The following is a 16,646-nucleotide window of genomic DNA, read 5'->3' on the forward strand; positions in this document are numbered from 1 at the left end:
CGGGGAGAGGGCTGGGGTGAGGGGCCGCCCTTGGCGCCACCTCCCCACATAGTGATCCAAGGATTCCCCATGGCGAACACGATCGAAATCAAGGTTCCCGACATCGGCGGCCACGACAACGTGCCGGTGATCGAGGTGCTGGTGAAGCCCGGCGACACGGTGGCGAAGGAACAGAGCCTCATCACGCTGGAGTCGGACAAGGCGACGATGGAAGTGCCGTCCAGCGCCGCCGGCACGGTGAAGGAACTCAAGGTGAAGCTGGGCGACGAGGTGTCCGAGGGCACGGTGATCCTGCTGCTCGAAACCGCTGATGCCGCCGCTTCTCCCTCTCCCCTCCGGGGAGAGGGCCGGGGTGAGGGGACAAGCTCGCCGCAGTCTGGCGACGAAGCGAAGGCTGCTAGCAACGCTTCCGCGAGCACCCGCCCCTCACCCCAACCCTCTCCCCAAAGGGGAGAGGGAGCAAACGCGCCGCAAGCGGCGGCTGTCACTGGAAAGAAGCCGGATATCGAGTGCCAACTGGTCGTCCTCGGCTCCGGACCCGGCGGCTACTCCGCCGCGTTCCGTGCCGCCGACCTCGGCCTCGACACCGTGCTGGTGGAGCGCTACGACACGCTGGGCGGCGTCTGCCTCAATGTGGGCTGCATCCCCTCCAAGGCATTGCTGCACGCCGCCGCGGTGATCGACGAGGCCGAGGCGATGGCCGCGCACGGCGTCAGCTTCGGCAAGCCCAAGCTCGACCTCGACAAGCTGCGCGGTTTCAAGGCCAGCGTGGTGGGCCAGCTCACCAAGGGCCTCGCCAGCATGGCCAAGCAGCGCAAGGTGCGCACGGTGCAGGGCACGGGCACGTTCGTGTCGCCGCACGAGATGGAAGTCCAGACGTCCGAAGGCGCGAAGCTGATCCGCTTCGAGCAGGCCATCATCGCCGCCGGTTCGCAGTCGGTGAAGCTGCCTGCGTTCCCGTGGGACGACGAGCGCGTGATGGATTCCACTGGCGCGCTGGAAATGAAGGACGTGCCCGGCAAGCTGCTGGTCGTCGGCGGCGGCATCATCGGCCTGGAAATGGCCACGGTGTACACCGCGCTGGGCAGCGAGGTGACCGTGGTCGAGTTCATGGATCAGATCATCCCCGGCGCCGACGCCGACCTGGTCAAGCCGCTGGCCAAGCGCCTGGGCGGCAAGCTCAAGGGCATCCACCTCAAGACCAAGGTGACCGAAGCGAAGGCCGGCAAGAAGGGCATCGAGGTCAAGTACGAGGGCGAGAGCATCCCCGAGACCACCGTGTTCGACCGCGTGCTGGTCGCCGTGGGCCGTTCGCCCAACGGCAACAAGATCGGCGCCGAGAAGGCCGGTGTGGCGGTGACCGAGCGCGGCTTCATCAACGTCGACACCCAGCTGCGTACCAACGTGCTGCACATCTTCGCCATCGGCGACATCGTGGGCCAGCCCATGCTGGCGCACAAGGCGGTGCACGAGGCGCACGTGGCGGCGGAAGTCGCCGCGGGCCACAAGGCGCACTTCGACGCGCGGGTGATTCCGTCGGTGGCCTTCACCAACCCCGAAGTGGCCTGGGTGGGTGTCACCGAGCGCGAGGCGAAGGAGAAGGGCCTCAAGGTCGGCGTGGGCAAGTTCCCGTGGGCGGCTTCCGGCCGCGCCATCGGCATCGCGCGCACCGAGGGCTTCACCAAGTTGATCTTCGACGAGGAAACCCATCGCATCGTCGGCGGCGCCGTGGTCGGCGTGAACGCGGGCGACCTGATCTCCGAGCTGGCGCTGGCGATCGAGATGGGCAGCGAGGCGGCCGACATCGCGCTCACCGTGCACCCGCACCCGACGCTGGGCGAGTCGGTGGGCATGGCGGCCGAGGTCTACGAAGGCACCATCACCGACCTCTACATCCCGAAGAAGAAGTGAGTGCATCCCTCCGCAAAAAGCCCGGCTCGCGCCGGGCTTTCTGCATGTGGCTTCGGTGCGGCGCGGCCGTGGGATCAGGCCACGACCAGCTTCACGTCGATGTTGCCGCGGGTGGCGTTGGAGTAGGGGCAGACGATGTGGGCCTTCTGCACCAGCGCTTCCACTTCCTCGCGCGGCAGGCCGGGCACGTGGATCTTCAGCTCGACCTCGATGCCGAAGCCGGTGGGGATCTGGCCGATGCCGACCGAGCCTTCGATGCTGGTGTCGGCGGGCAGCACGCGCTTGTCCTGGCTGGCGACGAACTTCAGCGCGCCAAGGAAGCAGGCCGAGTAGCCGGCCGCGAACAACTGCTCGGGATTGGTGCCGGCGGCGCCGTTGCCGCCGAGTTCCTTCGGCACGGTCAGCTTGACGTCGAGCACGCCGTCGGAGGAGGCGGCGTGGCCGTCGCGGCCGCCGGTGACCTTGGCGTGGGCGCGGTACAGGACTTTTTCGATGGACATGGTGGTTGCCTCGTATGTGGCCGGGCCTCGGGCGGGAATCGATCGGGTGGCCCGGCGAGCCTCGTCGATATCTTGCTATTGAATAGTGCGCTACTTATTGCGTGAATGAATGTCTTTCCGGCATCGGGTCAATCCGCATCGGCCAGGCGCTCGCGCAGTCGTTCCAGGTCGCGCTTCAGCGAGCGCAGCTCGTTCGGTGCGCAGCCGGCGGCGCAGAACACCCCTGCGGGTACGGCACTCGCGCGTTTCTTCAGCGCGTGCCCCTTGGCGGTGAGGCTGATCACCACCTGGCGCTCGTCCTCGGCCGAACGCTCGCGGACGAGCAGGCCGGTGGCCGCCAGCCGCTTGAGCAGCGGCGTGAGGGTGGCCGAGTCCAGGTACAGGCGGGCGCCGATCTCGGATACGGTCAGCCCGTCGCGCTCCCACAGCACCAGCATCACCAGGTACTGCGGATAGGTGAGGCCGAGCTCGGCCAGCAGTTTGCGGTACACCTTGCCCATCGCCAGGTTCGCCGCGTAGAGGGCGAAGCAGAGCTGCTGATCCAGCAGCAGCGGGGGCGTGGCGGCTTGGGCGCGTTGCGTGTTCATGGCCGAAATATACATAGCGCGCTATTCAATTGCAAGCAATATTGATGGTCTTGCCATCGCGCCGCCGCCATGCTGTGCTGCGCGCTCCTTTCCATGAGCGAGGAACCCGCCATGACCCTGCAGGTATGTCTCGCCGGCGCCACCGGCTGGGCCGGTTCGGAACTGGCGCGCGGCATCGCGGCGACGAGCGACCTGGCGCTGGTCAGCGCGGTGTCGCGCAGCCATGCGGGCCGCGGCCTCGGCGAGGTGCTGGGCGATCCCGGGCTGACGGCGCCGGTGTTCGCCAGCGCGGCCGAAGCGCTGGCGCGGCCCTGCGACGTGTTCGTCGAATACACCCATCCCGACGTCGCCAAGGCGAATGTCCTCGCCGCCCTGGCGCACGGCGCGCACGTGGTGGTGGGCGTTTCGGGCCTGAGCGACGCGGACTACGCCGAAATCGATGCCGCGGCGCGCGAGCGCGGGCGCGGCGTGCTTGCCTGCGGCAACTTCGCGCTCACCGCGGTGCTGCTGATCAAATTCTCCGAGATGGCGGCGAAGATCCTGCCGCAGTGGGAGATCATCGACTACGCCTATGCCGGCAAGCCCGACGCACCCAGCGGCACCGTGCGCGAACTGGCGATGCGCATGGGCCGGCAGCGCCAGCCGGTGCTGGAAGTACCGCTGGAAGAAACGCGTGGACTGCGCGAGACGCGCGGCGGCACCCTGGCCGGCAGCCAGGTGCATGCGGTACGCCTGCCCGGCTACGTGCTCGGCGCGGAAACCCTGTTCGGCTTGCCCGACCAGACCCTCAGCATCCGCCACAACGCGGGCGGCAGCGCGAGGCCCTACGTGGACGGCGCGCTGCTGGCGATCCGCAAGGTGCCCGGCCTGGTCGGCCTGCACCGCGGGCTGGATGCGGTGCTGGAGCTCTGATCGTCAGGCGTGGCCGGTGTTGCCGGCATCGCGTTGCGGCGCCGTCGGCAAGGCGGCCTCGAGCTGCTTCTGGAGTATGCGCAGGTTCTGCGCGGTCTGGTCGATCATCGCGCGCATCTGGCTGACCACGTGCAGGAACTGGCGCGGCTCCACTTGGCCGACGTCCAGGTCGGCGATGGTGTCCACCATGCCCGTGCCGTTCATCAGGATCGCGGTGTCCTCGCGCATCAGGGTGACGCTGTCGCGCGCGTTGGCGTAGGCGGCGGAGTAGCGCTGCATGCGGGCGCGGTCGATCCAGCTGGCGGACTGGTTGGCCACCGCCACGTCCCAGGCTTCGTGGCGCAGGGTGGGAAACTGCATGTTCAAGTCGAAGCCGCCGCTGGTCAGGGCGAGGATGTGCTTGCGCACCGCGTCGTCGGGCGCGTTCGACTTGAGGTCGTGGATCACCGCGTCGCGGATCGCGTCCAGCTTCTGCAATTGCCTGGCGTCCCGTTGCGCATCGGTGTCGACCGCGGCCAGGTTGCTGCGGATCTCGGCCTCGATCTGCATGCTGGCGGTGGCCGCCGCATGCGCATGCTGCGTATGTTCGATCCACGCCTCCAGCCCCAGCGCGGTGAGGATGCTGAGCACGATCATCAGGTAGTGCTTGGCGAAATCCCTGAAGGAGGCCAGGCGGGTATGGGGCGGTTCGATGTGCATGCGTTCTCCGGCGCCGGCGGGTGCGGCTGCGAAGCGTAGCGGATCGCGGCGCGCGTTTCCGCGCCGTCGCCGGCGATCGGACGCATCGCGCGGCGGCCCTCCCGCGTGGACGCGGGAGGGCCGCGATCCTTACAGCGCGCCGACGAAATCCGTCTTGCCGATTTCCACGCCCATGCCGCGGAACAGGTTGTAGGCGGTGGTGCAGTGGAAGTACAGGTTGGGCTGGATGAACTGCAGCAGGTAGGACTGGCCGTCCATGTTCAGTTCGCCGTTGCGCATCTTGAGGTGGATGGCGCGGGTTTCGCTGCCGTCGATCTTCGCGGCGTCGAACGACTGCACGTAGGCGAGGGCGCGGTCGATGCGATCGACCACCTCGGCCATCGTCGCCTCGTTGTCCTCGAAGCTCTTCGGCTCCTCGCCGGCGAGGCGGGCGCTGCCGCGGCAGGCCATGTCGCAGGCGATCTGCACCTGCTTCACCAGCGGCAGCATGTCGGGGATCAGGCGCGTCTGCAGCAGCACGGCGTCGTCGATGCCCTTGGCCTTGGCGTGGGCCTCGCCCTTCTGCAGCACGTGGCGCAGGTTGGTGAGCGCGCGGACGAAGACGGGCACGGAGGCCTGGTACATGGAGAGGCTCATGGGATGTGCTCCATTGGTTCGGGGGAAGAAGGGGCGAGCGCGAACGCCGGCGCGGCGTGGCGCGTGGCGCGGATCGCCACCAGCGTGGCGACGACCAGCAGCAGCGCCGCCAGCACGAAGGCCGCGCCGGGCAGATGCGGAACGGGCGCGTGGTCGCTGATGAACAGCGCGAACAGGTTGGCGAACATCGCCGGGCCGAAGATGCCGGCGAGGCTGGCGAGGCTGGTCAGCGCGCCCTGCAGGCGACCCTGCTCGTGCGGGTCGACCTGGTGGGTCATCATCGATTGCGCCGGCGGCCCGGCGAGCCCGCCGAGGCAGAACACCGGGATCCCCAGCAGGAACAGCCAGGCATCGGGCGCGAGCCCGAACGCGAGGTAGCCCAGCACGCACAGCGACAGGCCGAGCAGGATCATCTTCCGCTCACCCAGCTTCGGCATCAGCCGGCGCACCAGCACCGCCTGCACCAGGCCGCTGCACAGGCCGACCAGGCCCAGCGTGTAGCCCGCGGTCTGCGGGCCCCAGTCGAAGCGGTACTGGATGAACAGCACGTAGGTGGAGTTGAGCGAGAACTGCGCGAGGTTGATCAGGAAGAACACCGCGGCCAGCGTGAACACCTGCGGATAGCGGCGCAGCAGCACCACCGCGCCGACGGGATTGGCGCGGCGCCAGTCGAAGCGTGGCGTGCGGCGCTCCTTCGGCAGCGACTCCGGCAGCACGAACCAGCCGTAGCAGAAGTTCACCAGCGACAGCCCGGCGGCCGTCCAGAACGGCAGGCGCAGGTGCCAGTGGCCGAGGAAGCCGCCCAGCGCCGGCCCCACGATGAAGCCGACGCCGAACGCTGCGCCCAGCATGCCGAACGCGGCGGCGCGCTTTTCCTTCGGCACGATGTCGGCGATGTAGGCGTTCGCGGTGGAGAAGCTGGCGGCGCAGGCGCCTGAGAACAGCCGCCCCACGAACAGCAGCCACAGCGTGGGCGCCAGCGCCATCACGATGAAATCCATGCCCAGGCCGAAGCTGGAGATCAGGATCACCGTGCGCCGGCCGAAGCGATCCGACAGCGCGCCCTGCACCGGCGAGAACACGAACTGCATGGCCATGAACAAGGCGGCGAACCAGCCCACCCAGGAGGCCGCCTTGGCGATGTCGCCGCCGATCAGGCCCTCGATCAGGTGCGGCAGCACCGGGATGACGATGCCGAACGCCAGCATGTCCAGCATCACGGTGACGAAGATGAAGGCGAGGGCTGCGCGGCGGCGCGGCATGGGTTCGGCAGGCAAGTTCATGGCGTGGTGCGCTGGGGCAGACGCGGAACGATAGCGCATCGCGTTGCGCAGCGGCTCAGCCCGGCGGCGCCGTGAGTTCTTGCGCGTCGAGGCAGCCGTTGCGGCGGCGATCCAGCCGGTGGAACTGGCGCCGCAGGTTGTCCTGCCATTCCTTCAGCGTCACCGGCCTGCCGTGGCCGCCGGGCAGCTCGTCCGGCTCCAGCACGCCGTCGTGGTTGGTGTCCATGCGCTCGAAGCCGCGGCTCATGTACGCCACGTATTCGGTTTCGCTGACGCAGCCGTTGCCGTCGGCGTCGAACTGGCGCAGGTAGGCGTCGCGCGAATCCTGCGCCGCCGCCGCGAGCGGCAGCAGCAAGCACAACGCGGCGAGGCCGTGGCGAAGGCGGCGTGGGGCAGGCGGCATGCGCGGCAGTGTGCGGCATGCGCACGATCGCGTCGAGAACGGACGCGTGCCGTGCATCGGCGATGCGCGAATCGGCGGCGTGGTGCCGCGCGCTATTGATCCGGCCCGCAAATAGCTTCAGTCGATGTCCTTCGACTCCGCTTCGCTACGCTCAGGACGAACGGTGGATGTATCGTATTTGTGGGCCGGATCAATAATGCTTCGCGGGCGTGGCCGACGACGCCTGCGGCGAATGGTCGGTCGCAGCGGGCTGAGCCGGCGCGGCATCGCCCATGGCGGCGGCGACACGGTTGCGCCCGGCGCGCTTGGCGTCGTAGAGCGCACGATCCGCACGCTGGATCAGGTCGTCCGCGCCGGCGTCGTCGGGTCGGTAGGCGGCGATGCCGACGGAAATGGTGACGGCCGGAATCGCGGCATCGGGCATGGGCTGCATGGTGGCCACGGCCACACGCAGTTGTTCGGCCACGGCCCTGGCCTCGGCCACGCCCATGCCGGGCAGCAAGGCAAGAAACTCCTCGCCGCCCATGCGGCCCAGCACCGCCGGCGGTTGCAGCCGCCAGCGGATGCCGGCGGCCAGGGCGGCCAGCACACGGTCGCCGACGACGTGGCCGAAGTTGTCGTTGATGCGCTTGAAGTGGTCGATGTCGATCATCAGCGCGGCCAGCGTGTTGGGATGCTCCGCCGCGCGGAACAGCCGCAGGGACTCCTCGTCCAGCGCAAGGCGGTTCAGGGTGCCGGTGAGCGGATCGGTGCGCGCCAGGCGGCGCAGCTCGGCCTGCACCGTCTCGTTGTACATCAGCAGGAAGCCGATGCTGGCCAGCACCGGCTCCACTGCGCTGTAGATCATCTGCACCGCGTTGGCCGGCGAGTAGGTGAGCAGCCCGGCGCCCGCGGGGTGGACGGCCAGATCGCCCAGCCGGGCGCCCCAGCCCACCAGGGCACCCAGCAGCACCAGCAGCATCACGCGCTGCGCGGTCGAGCCGCCGCGCCGCAGCGCATGGCGCAGCGGCCACGCCAGCAACAGCAGATAGGCGCCCAGCGCCAGCACGGCGATGTACACGCGCATGCGGAAGTCGGGTGCGACCACGCCGAACCAGGCGATGCCGAGCCAGCCGGCCGCGCCGATCGCCACCAGCAGGGCCACGCGCTGCGGCGCGCCCAGCAGCAGGCGCAGCGCGCGGGCGGTTTCGGCGTAGGAAACCATCAGCACGCCGTTGGCGAGCACGATCGACAGCCAGTCGCTGACCTGGCCGCGCAGCCCCATCAGCACCCAGCCGACCACCTGCAGCAGCAACACGGTGCCCCAGATGCGCAGGCTGGTGCGGGCGACACCGGCGTAGGCGCGCGTGGCGGCAAGCAGCAGGGGCGCTAGCAGCAGCGCCTGCAGGGCGCCGAACAGGACGATGGTGGCCAGGTCGATATGCACGGGACCGGAGTGGCGATGGTGCTTGCGGCGCGCGGTGGTTGCCGGCCGCGGCCCGACCGCCTCAGCGCACCCCGCCGTGGATGCCGATGAACTGCAGGAACTCGGCGCGCGTGCGCGCGTCGTCGCGGAACGCGCCCAGCATCTGGCTGGTGACCATCGACACGCCGCGCTTGTGCACGCCGCGCGTGGTCATGCACTCGTGGCTGGCGTCGATCACCACCGCCACGCCGGCCGGCTGCAGGTTCTCCTGGATGCAGTGGGCGATCTGCGCGGTGAGCTTCTCCTGCACCTGGAAGCGGCGCGCATAGCCGTCCACCACGCGCGCCAGCTTGCTGATGCCGACCACGCGGTTGGTCGGCAGGTAGCCGACGTGGGCGCGGCCGACGATGGGCGCCATGTGGTGCTCGCAATGGCTCTCGAACTCGATGTCGCGCAGCACCACCATCTCGTCGTAGCCCTCGACTTCCTTGAAGGTGCGCTTGAGGTAGTCGGCCGGATCCTCGCCGTAGCCGGAGAACCAGTCGCGGTACGCCTTCACCACGCGCCTGGGCGTGTCCAGCAGGCCCTCGCGCGCGGGATCCTCGCCGGCCCAGCGTAGCAGGGTGCGCACGGCCTCCTCGGCCTGCTGCGGGGTGACGTCGTCGTCGGTTGCGTGCTTGCTCATGGGGAATTCCGTGGGTCGGGCGAAGCCGCATTTTAGCGGCTTCGCGGCTCAGCTCGCCGGCGGCGCGCCGAGCAGGCGGCGTTCCAGTGCATCGGACGCCGCGCTCACCAGCAGCGCCGCCGCCGCGCCCAGCGTCACTTCGCCCAGGCGGAACAGCGCGATCTGCCAGAACGCGCCCTGCTGCGGCACCAGCATGATGATGGTGGTGGTGATGCCGCTGATGCGGCCCGCCGCGCCCAGGTTGAAGGCCGAGCACAGCACCATGCCGATCGTCACCGCGAGCGCGTAGGCCAGGTAGCGGTCGTGGCCCAGCGTGGCGACGGCCATGCCGATCAGGCCGCCGATCATCGCGCCGAGGAACTGGTCGCGCGACGAATTGCGCACGTCCACGTGGCTGCTCTGGCTCACCGAGATCGCGGTGATCGCGGCCCAGTAGCCCTGCTGCAGGCCGAGCTCGCGCGCGCCGAAGTAGCCGAGGCTGGCGGCCAGCACCGCGCGCAGCGCCTGCGCCAGGCCGAGCACCAGTCGTTGCCGCGGCGGCAGCGCCTTCCACAGGCGCTGCACTTCGCCGGCCAGCGCGTCCAGCTCGAGATGGTGTTCGCTCAGCCGGCGGCGGTGCCTGTTCATGCGTCGTCGTCCGCGGCGTCGTCGTCGGCAGGCGCCTGCTCCAGCAGGCCGGCGGCCTCCTGCCCCGGCAGCGATTCCACGTCGCGCAGCCTGCGCGTGATCGCGCGGGTGCGCACGCCGGTGGCGTCGATGTGCTTGCCGGCTTCGTCCAGCTTCTTCTTCACCTTGTCCAGCACGTCGCCGAACTTGCCGAACTCGCTCTTCACCGCTCCCAGCAATTGCCACACTTCGCTGCTGCGCTTCTCGATGGCCAGCGTGCGGAAGCCCATCTGCAGCGCGTTGAGGATCGCGGTGAGCGTGGTCGGCCCGGCGATGGTGACGCGGTGTTCGCGCTGCAGCGCCTCGAACAGGCCGGGGCGGCGCAGCGCTTCGGCGTACAGCCCCTCGGTGGGCAGGAACAGGATCGCGAAGTCGGTGGTGTGCGGCGGCGCCACGTATTTCTCGCGGATGGTTTTCGCCTCGTCGCGCAGCCGGCGTTCCAGCGCCTGCGCGGCGAGGCCGGCGGCTTCGGCGTCGGCGCGCTCCTGCGCGTCGAGCAGGCGCTCGTAGTCCTCGCGCGGGAACTTGGCGTCGATCGGCAGCCACACCGGGTGCTCGGCGTCGGCGCCGGGCATGCGCAGCGCGAACTCCACGCGCTCGTTGCTGCCCGGCACGGTGGCGGTGTTCGACCGGTACTGCTCGGGCGTCAGCAACTGGTCGAGCAGGGCGCCGAGCTGCACTTCGCCGAGGATGCCGCGCGTCTTCACGTTGCCCAGCACGCGCTTGAGGTCGCCCACGCCGGTGGCGAGGCTCTGCATTTCGCCCAGGCCGCGCTGCACGGCTTCCAGCCGCTCGGACACCAGTTGGAACGATTGGCCCAGCCGGGTCTCCAGCGTGGCCTGCAGCTTTTCGTCCACGGTGGCGCGCATCTTCTCCAGCTGCTGCGCGTTGTCCTCGCGCAGCGTCCTGAGCTGGCCTTCCAGCGTGCCGCGCACTTCGCCCATGCGCTGCTCGTGCTGGGCGCCGAGCGCGGTGAGGCGCTGCTGCTGCTGTTCGCCGAAGCGGTTCAGCGCCAGCGCGAGTTCCTCGCGGCTCTTGCGCGCGTCTTCGGCGAGCCGCTGCGCAAGCGATTCGAGGCCGCTGCGCGTGCCGTCGGTGAGCGCGTCGAGGCGCTGGCCGAAGCCGCCGATGCGCTCGGCCTGCTGGCGCGACATGCCGTCCAGTTGCTCGTTGACGTGGCCGCGGAAGCGCTCGAAGCCCTGCTGCAGTTCCTCGCGTCCGCTGCGCTGCTCCTCGCGCAGCGCGCGTTGCAGGCGTTCGTTGTCGTCTTTCAGCGCGTCGAGCTTCGCGGCGAGGCCGACATCGCCGCGTCCCCGCAGCAGCACGGCGACTTGCAGGGCCAGCATCGCCAGTGCGAGCACGACGAGGACGATGAGCAGGGTTTCGCTGGCAGGCATGGGCGGGTTTCGCGCGGAACGGTTCGCATCAGTGTACGTCCTGGCGTCGCAGGCCTTGCGACTTCACACCGCATTCGCCGTTGGCGCGCATGATGGCCGAATGCATCCAGACGGGAGCGAGCCATGGAACACGTGCACGATTACCTGATCGTCGGCGCCGGCATGGCGGGTGACGCGGCGGCGAAGGCGATCCGCGCGGCCGACGTGGCGGCGGACGTCGCCGTGGTCGGCGAGGAAACATCGCAGCCGTACCAGCGTCCGCCGTTGTCCAAGGCGCTGTGGAAGGGCGACAAGCCGGTGGCCGACATCGACCTGGGCACCGCGGCCAGCGGCGCGAAGCTGTACGCGGGGCGGCGCATCGTGGCGCTGGATCGCGCGGGGCGCGTCGCGCGCGACGGGCAGGGCGACAGCTACCGTTACCGCCGCCTGTTGCTCGCCACCGGCGCCACGCCGCGGCGGCTGCCGTTCGAGGGCGGCGATCGCCTCATCCACTTCCGCACGCTGGACGATTACCAGCGGCTGCGCCGTTACGCCGAACCCGGCGCGATCATCGCGGTGATCGGCGGCGGCTTCATCGGCGCGGAGCTGGCCGCCTCGCTGTGCGGCGCCGGCTGCAAGGTGTGCATGCTGTTCCCGGATGCGCACATCGGCGCGGGCCGCTACCCCGACGGCCTCGCGCGTTACCTGGACGACTACTACCGCCAGCGTGGCGTGGACGTGCGCAGCGGCGTGCGCGTGACCGGCGGACGGCCCACCGACGGCGGCGTGGAGCTTGGCCTGTCCGACGGCAGCCTGCTGCGGGTGGAGGCCGCGGTGGCCGGCCTCGGCGTGACGCCGAACACCGCGCTGGCCGAACAGGCGGGCCTCAAGGTGGACAACGGCATCGTGGTCGATGCGCAGCTGCGCAGCAGCGACCCCGGCATCTGGGCTGCCGGCGACGTCGCCAACTTCTGCAACCCCGCGCTGGATCGGCGCCTGCGCGTGGAGCACGAGGACGCCGCCATCGGCATGGGGCGCTGCGCCGGTCGCGCGATGGCCGGCATCGCGGAGAGCTACGACACGCTGCCGTTCTTCTACTCCGACCTGTTCGACCTCGGCTACGAAGCCGTCGGCCTGCTCGACACCCGGCTGCAGGTGGTGGAGGACTGGCGCGAGCCGCACCGCGAAGGCGTGGTGTATTACCTGGAGCACGGCCGCGTGCGCGGCGTGCTGCTGTGGAACACCTGGGATCAGCTGGATGCGGCGCGCGCGCTGATCGCCGAGACCGGGCCGTTCGACGCGGCGGCGTTGAAAGGGCGTTTGCCGCGATAAGGCTCAGCTGTTCGTCATCCCGGCGCAGGCCCACTACTGTCCGGAATAATTTTGAACATTCGTGGCCGCGGTCTTTCTCGTCATTCCGGCGCAGGCCGGACAAGCGCGAAGCGCGCAGAACGCCCGCAGGGCGGCCCCGAAGGGGCGAGCGAAGCGAGTCATCCAGTGGCCGTGCGGCCTGAGCGAACATGGTCGCTACTGGATCCCGGCCTTCGCCGGGATGACAGTCTGGATAGGTGGTCGTTATCGGAAATGAAGTCGCCTTCTCGCAACGCTTCGTGCAAGCGGCGCGGGCCTTCATCCTTCGACACCATCCCCAAATTATTCCGGACAGCAGTGGGCGCAGGCCGAGATCCAGCGACCCGAGGTTCATTCGCCAGGAGTCGCTGGAACGACGGCAGTTTCCGGAATTCCCCCGGGGCGGGCCGCTTCCCTCGTCCTTGCGGACGGAAGCCTCACTCCACCCGGCAGAACACCGCCTTGAGGTAGCGGCTTTCCGGCACGTCGGCGCGCACGGGATGGTCGGCGCCGGCGCCGCGCACCTCGAGAATCTGGATCTCGCGGCCGGCGTTGATCGCCACGCGGCGCAGCATCTCCAGGAAGTCCGCTTCGCCGACCAGGCCGGTGCAGGAGCAGGTGAGCAGCAGGCCGCCGGGCGGGATCACGTCCAGCGCGAGGCGGTTCATCGCGAAGTACTTCTTCAGCGCGTCGAACACCTTGTTGCGGTCACGGGTGAGTTTGGCGGGGTCGAGGATCACCGCGTCGTACTTTTCGCCGCGCGCCGCCGCGTCGCGCAGCCAGTCGAAGATGTCGGCCTGCTGGAAGTCCACCGCCAGCTTGTTCGCGGCGGCGTTGGCGCGAGCGATGTCGAGGATGCCGGCGTCCATGTCCACGCCGACGGCTTCGCGCGCGCCTGCGGCCATCGCGTGCACCGCGAAACCGCCGGCGTTGCAGCACAGGTCGAGCACGCGGCGACCGCGCGCCAGTTCCGCGAAGCGGCGGCGGTTGTCGCGCTGGTCGGCGAAGAAGCCGGTCTTGTGGCCGGCGCCGGGCGCGGCGTGGAAGGCGAGGCCGTGCTCGTGCACCGCCACCGGCGCGGGCGGTTCGCCGGCGCGGCAGTCGAAGGATTCCTGCTTCTGCACGTGCGTCTCGGCGAAGCCGTAGATGCGCGCGCCGGGGAAGTGCGAAAGCAGCGCGTCGCGGATCGCGTCGCGGAATTTCCACATGCCGGCGGCGAAGTATTCGACGACGAGGATGTCGGCGTAGCGATCCACGATCAGGCCGCTGAGGCCGTCGCCCTCGCTGTGCACCACGCGCCAGGCGTCGGTGGCCTTGTCCAGCTCCAGCAGCTCGCGGCGCAGCCGCACGGCGCGGGCGATGCGCGCGGCGATCCAGCCCGCGTCGATGCTCTCGGCGGGGTTCGCGGTGAGCAGGCGCAGCGCGATGCGCGCGTGGCCGTTCCAGAAGCCGCGGCCCACGAAGCGATCCTTCGCATCCACCACGTCCACTACGCTGCCCGGCGGGATGCGCCCCTCGGGCTTGTGCACCTGCGCCGACCATACCCAGGGGTGGCCGGGCGCGCGGTCGGTTTTGAGGCGGATGACGGGTAGGGCGGGTGCGGTGTCGGTCATCCGCACATCATAGCGGCTCGCTTTGCGCCCCTCTCCCATAAGTGGGAGAGGAGCTTCAAGGCAAGCTCAGACCGGCTCCAGCCAACCCCACTTGTCGTGGGTCTTGCCGTTGAACAGGCCGAAGAACAGTTCCTGGATGCGGCGGGTGACCGGGCCGGCATGGCCGGCGCCGATCTGCTTGCCGTCCACCGCGCGGATCGGGGTGACTTCGGCGGCGGTGCCGCACATGAACACCTCGTCGGCGAGGTAGAGGTATTCGCGCGGCAGGTCGCGCTCGATCACCTCGATGCCGTCCTCTCGTGCCAGCGTGATCAGCGAGTGGCGGGTGATGCCGGTGAGGATCGAGGCGCTGGCCGGCGTGGTGTGCAGCGCGCCGTCGAACACCAGGAAGATGTTCTCGCCCGCGCCTTCGCTGAGCAGGCCGGTGGAGGCCAGCGCGATGCCTTCGCCGAAGCCGAGCCGGCGCGCCTCGCGCGCGATCAGCTGGCCGGACAGATAGTTGCCGCCGGCCTTGGCGCCGGCCGGGATGGTGTTCGGCGCGAAGCGCTGCCAGCTCGACACGCAGGCGGTGATGCCCTGCTCCAGCGCCTCCGGCCCGAGGTAGGGGCCCATCGGCCACGCGGCCACGGCCACCTCGATCGGCGTTTCGGCGGAGAGGCCGAAGCCGCCCAGGCCGCGCCACGCCACCGGGCGCAGGTAGGCGGCGGCGAGGCCGTTCTTCTTCACTACTTCGCGGCAGGCCGCGGCGATCTGGTCGCGCGTGTAAGGCAGCGCCATGTCGTAGATCTTGGCCGAGTGGAACAGGCGAGTGAGATGATCGGTGAGGCGGAAGATCGCCGCACCGTCCGGCGTGGCGTAGCTGCGGATGCCTTCGAATACCGAGGAGCCGTAGTGCAGCGCGTGGCTCATCACGTGGGTGGTGGCCTCGGCCCACGGCTTGATCGCGCCGTTCTGCCAGATCCAATCGGGGTACTGCTGCGCCATGGCAAATCTCCGTAGGGGACTGCGCATGATAAACCCGGGCACCGCGCGCCGATGTTTGCGGCGCAGCATGCGGCGCGCGGAAGGGCATGCGCGCCATGGCCGTGCGCGAGCGGTCGCGCTGCCGCCGGGCGGGTCAATCGTCGCGGCGCAGCCACAGGCAGCCGGCCTGATGCGTGACGGCGAAGCTGGCGTCGTCGCCGCCTTCGGTGCGCACTTGCAGGGCGTTTGCCGGCGGCGATGCGCTCGATGCGGAAGCGGGTTCGTCGTCGAAGTGGATTTCCAGCAGCGGCTGCCGAACCAGTCGCGCCAGCGCGCGCAGGTCGTCCACGGCGGCATGGTCGCCGTAGCCGCGCCACAGCATCAGGCCGGCGAGCCGGTTGGGGTCGTGCGCGGCGAAGGCGGCGATCACGCGCCGGCGCAGCTCTATCGTGGTGGCGGCGCAACGGTGCAGCGGCATCGGCACGCCGGGTGGCGCGGCGCTTGCGGCGGGCGCTGGCGCCTGCACCGGAGTGGCCTGCTGCGACGAACAGGGCTGATCGGTGAACAGGGGATTGCCGCGTGCGTCCACGCAGCGGTGGATCGCATCCTGCGCCCGTGCCGATCCGGCGAAGGCGCAAAACATCAGCAGGAGCAGCAAGGCGGACACGCGCATCGCGCCAGCATAGCGACGCGCAGCCGTGGCGACCGTGAATCAGCCCAACTGTTCCAGCACCGCACGCGTGGCCCTGGCGCGGTTCAAGGTGTAGAAGTGCAGCGCCGGCGCGCCGCCGTCGAGCAGGCGGCGGCACAGTTGCGCCACCACCTCCGCGCCCAGCGCGCGCACCGATGCGGCGTCGTCGCCGTGCGCCTGCATGCGCTTGGCGATCCAGCGCGGGATCTCCGCGCCGCAGCCGTCGGAGAAGCGCTTCAATTGCGTGAAGTTCGCGATCGGCATGATGCCCGGCACGATGGGCACGCGCACGCCGAGCCGGTGCGCGTCGTCCACGAAGCGGAAATACGCGTCTGGGTTGAAGAAGTACTGGGTGATCGCGCCGTTCGCGCCGGCGTCCACCTTGGCCTTGAAGTGGCGCAGGTCGGCCAGGGCATCGTCGGCCTGCGGGTGGGTTTCCGGGTAGGCCGCCACCTCGATGTGGAAGTGGTCGCCGGTGTGTTCGCGGATGAAGCCCACCAGCTCGGCGGCATAGCGGAAGTCGCCAGCGCTCGCCATGCCGGAGGGCAGGTCGCCGCGCAGCGCCACGATGCGCCGGTAGCCGGCGGCCCGGTAGCCGTCGAGCAGGGCGCGGATCTCCGCGCGCGTGCCGCCCATGCACGACAGGTGCGGCGCCACCGCGTAGCCGTGCGCCCGGTGCAGGTGCGCCACGGTGTCGCCGGTATAGCTCAGCGTGGAGCCGCCGGCGCCGAACGTCACCGATGCGTACTCGGGCTGCCAGGCCCGCAGCGCCTGCGCGGCCTGGTCGAGCTGCGTGCGCTGTTCGTCGGTCTTGGGCGGGAAGAATTCAAAGCTGAGGGCGGGCATGGGAGTCACCGGCGAAGGTTTCCGGTGATTTTATACGTCCATCGCGATGAAAAGATAGACGTCCAAACAACGAGCCGGTGCATGCGGCGATATCCGTTCGCCCGGGCGTAGTGCCGCAGG

The 16,646-nt window shown here is 69.7% G+C and carries 17 protein-coding genes; 3 read left to right on the forward strand and 14 right to left on the reverse strand.

All coding sequences use genetic code 11. The annotated features are described in order from the left end of the window. The first annotated feature begins 69 nt into the window (after window positions 1-69). The gene (gene lpdA / locus ACZ5Z2_RS01645) at window positions 70-1,911 is read left to right on the forward strand and encodes a dihydrolipoyl dehydrogenase (RefSeq protein ID WP_464760240.1); all 1,842 of its coding nucleotides are present in this window, start codon (window positions 70-72) and stop codon (window positions 1,909-1,911) included. A gap of 74 nt (window positions 1,912-1,985) precedes the next feature. Here the strand turns inward: lpdA and ACZ5Z2_RS01650 are convergent, their stop codons facing one another. Both ACZ5Z2_RS01650 and ACZ5Z2_RS01655 read right to left on the reverse strand, forming a co-directional pair. Beyond that, window positions 1,986-2,411: an organic hydroperoxide resistance protein gene (locus ACZ5Z2_RS01650; RefSeq protein ID WP_464760241.1), complete on the reverse strand. Its 426-nt coding sequence runs from the start codon at window positions 2,409-2,411 to the stop codon at window positions 1,986-1,988. 128 nt (window positions 2,412-2,539) lie between these two features. Then, window positions 2,540-2,998 carry a MarR family winged helix-turn-helix transcriptional regulator gene (locus ACZ5Z2_RS01655; RefSeq protein ID WP_464760242.1) on the reverse strand — a complete coding sequence of 153 codons (459 nt, stop codon included), beginning with the start codon at window positions 2,996-2,998 and terminating at the stop codon, window positions 2,540-2,542. Window positions 2,999-3,109: 111 nt separating this feature from the next. Here ACZ5Z2_RS01655 and dapB point away from each other — a divergent pair, with 111 nt between their 5' ends. Further along, window positions 3,110-3,910 (forward strand): 4-hydroxy-tetrahydrodipicolinate reductase, encoded by an 801-nt coding sequence (gene dapB, locus ACZ5Z2_RS01660; RefSeq protein WP_464760243.1) that lies wholly within the window; start codon window positions 3,110-3,112, stop codon window positions 3,908-3,910. A 3-nt stretch (window positions 3,911-3,913) separates the two neighbouring features. Here dapB and ACZ5Z2_RS01665 read toward each other — a convergent pair whose 3' ends face one another. The 8 genes from ACZ5Z2_RS01665 to ACZ5Z2_RS01700 form a co-directional block, all read right to left on the reverse strand. Next, window positions 3,914-4,609: a hypothetical protein gene (locus tag ACZ5Z2_RS01665; protein ID WP_464760244.1), complete on the reverse strand. Its 696-nt coding sequence runs from the start codon at window positions 4,607-4,609 to the stop codon at window positions 3,914-3,916. 129 nt (window positions 4,610-4,738) lie between these two features. Then, a complete protein-coding gene (locus ACZ5Z2_RS01670) occupies window positions 4,739-5,245 on the reverse strand; it encodes a DUF1993 domain-containing protein (RefSeq protein WP_464760245.1) in 507 nt (168 codons plus the stop codon). Further along, window positions 5,242-6,528: a TCR/Tet family MFS transporter gene (locus ACZ5Z2_RS01675; RefSeq protein ID WP_464760246.1), complete on the reverse strand. Its 1,287-nt coding sequence runs from the start codon at window positions 6,526-6,528 to the stop codon at window positions 5,242-5,244. Before ACZ5Z2_RS01675 ends, ACZ5Z2_RS01670 begins: the two co-directional genes overlap by 4 nt. 55 nt (window positions 6,529-6,583) lie before the next feature. Further along, window positions 6,584-6,931, reverse strand: coding sequence for an EF-hand domain-containing protein (locus tag ACZ5Z2_RS01680; protein ID WP_464760247.1), 348 nt, complete (start codon window positions 6,929-6,931; stop codon window positions 6,584-6,586). 190 nt (window positions 6,932-7,121) lie between these two features. Then, window positions 7,122-8,357, reverse strand: coding sequence for a GGDEF domain-containing protein (locus tag ACZ5Z2_RS01685; protein ID WP_464760248.1), 1,236 nt, complete (start codon window positions 8,355-8,357; stop codon window positions 7,122-7,124). 61 nt (window positions 8,358-8,418) lie between these two features. Beyond that, on the reverse strand, window positions 8,419-9,021 hold the full coding sequence (folE, locus tag ACZ5Z2_RS01690) for a GTP cyclohydrolase I FolE (protein WP_464760249.1): 603 nt from the start codon (window positions 9,019-9,021) through the stop codon (window positions 8,419-8,421). A gap of 48 nt (window positions 9,022-9,069) precedes the next feature. Next, window positions 9,070-9,648, reverse strand: a complete 579-nt coding sequence (locus ACZ5Z2_RS01695) for an FUSC family protein (RefSeq protein ID WP_464760250.1) — start codon at window positions 9,646-9,648, stop codon at window positions 9,070-9,072. Beyond that, window positions 9,645-11,084: a DNA recombination protein RmuC gene (locus ACZ5Z2_RS01700; RefSeq protein WP_464760251.1), complete on the reverse strand. Its 1,440-nt coding sequence runs from the start codon at window positions 11,082-11,084 to the stop codon at window positions 9,645-9,647. Before ACZ5Z2_RS01700 ends, ACZ5Z2_RS01695 begins: the two co-directional genes overlap by 4 nt. Window positions 11,085-11,207: 123 nt before the next feature. Here ACZ5Z2_RS01700 and ACZ5Z2_RS01705 point away from each other — a divergent pair, with 123 nt between their 5' ends. Further along, complete coding sequence (locus ACZ5Z2_RS01705) at window positions 11,208-12,395, forward strand: NAD(P)/FAD-dependent oxidoreductase (RefSeq protein WP_464760252.1); 1,188 nt, start codon at window positions 11,208-11,210, stop codon at window positions 12,393-12,395. Window positions 12,396-12,850: 455 nt separating this feature from the next. Here the strand turns inward: ACZ5Z2_RS01705 and ACZ5Z2_RS01710 are convergent, their stop codons facing one another. The 4 genes from ACZ5Z2_RS01710 to metF all read right to left on the reverse strand — a co-directional run bounded on the left by ACZ5Z2_RS01710 (window position 12,851) and on the right by metF (window position 16,526). Then, on the reverse strand, window positions 12,851-14,026 hold the full coding sequence (locus ACZ5Z2_RS01710) for a class I SAM-dependent rRNA methyltransferase (RefSeq protein WP_464760253.1): 1,176 nt from the start codon (window positions 14,024-14,026) through the stop codon (window positions 12,851-12,853). A gap of 66 nt (window positions 14,027-14,092) precedes the next feature. Beyond that, window positions 14,093-15,010, reverse strand: coding sequence for a branched-chain amino acid transaminase (locus ACZ5Z2_RS01715; RefSeq protein ID WP_464760254.1), 918 nt, complete (start codon window positions 15,008-15,010; stop codon window positions 14,093-14,095). Window positions 15,011-15,143: 133 nt separating this feature from the next. After that, complete coding sequence (locus tag ACZ5Z2_RS01720; RefSeq protein ID WP_464760255.1) at window positions 15,144-15,662, reverse strand: DUF4124 domain-containing protein; 519 nt, start codon at window positions 15,660-15,662, stop codon at window positions 15,144-15,146. Between the two features lie 39 nt (window positions 15,663-15,701). Then, window positions 15,702-16,526: a methylenetetrahydrofolate reductase [NAD(P)H] gene (gene metF, locus ACZ5Z2_RS01725; RefSeq protein ID WP_464760256.1), complete on the reverse strand. Its 825-nt coding sequence runs from the start codon at window positions 16,524-16,526 to the stop codon at window positions 15,702-15,704. Between the last annotated feature and the right edge of the window lie 120 nt (window positions 16,527-16,646).

The organism is Rhodanobacter sp. G1 (genome assembly GCF_055397855.1).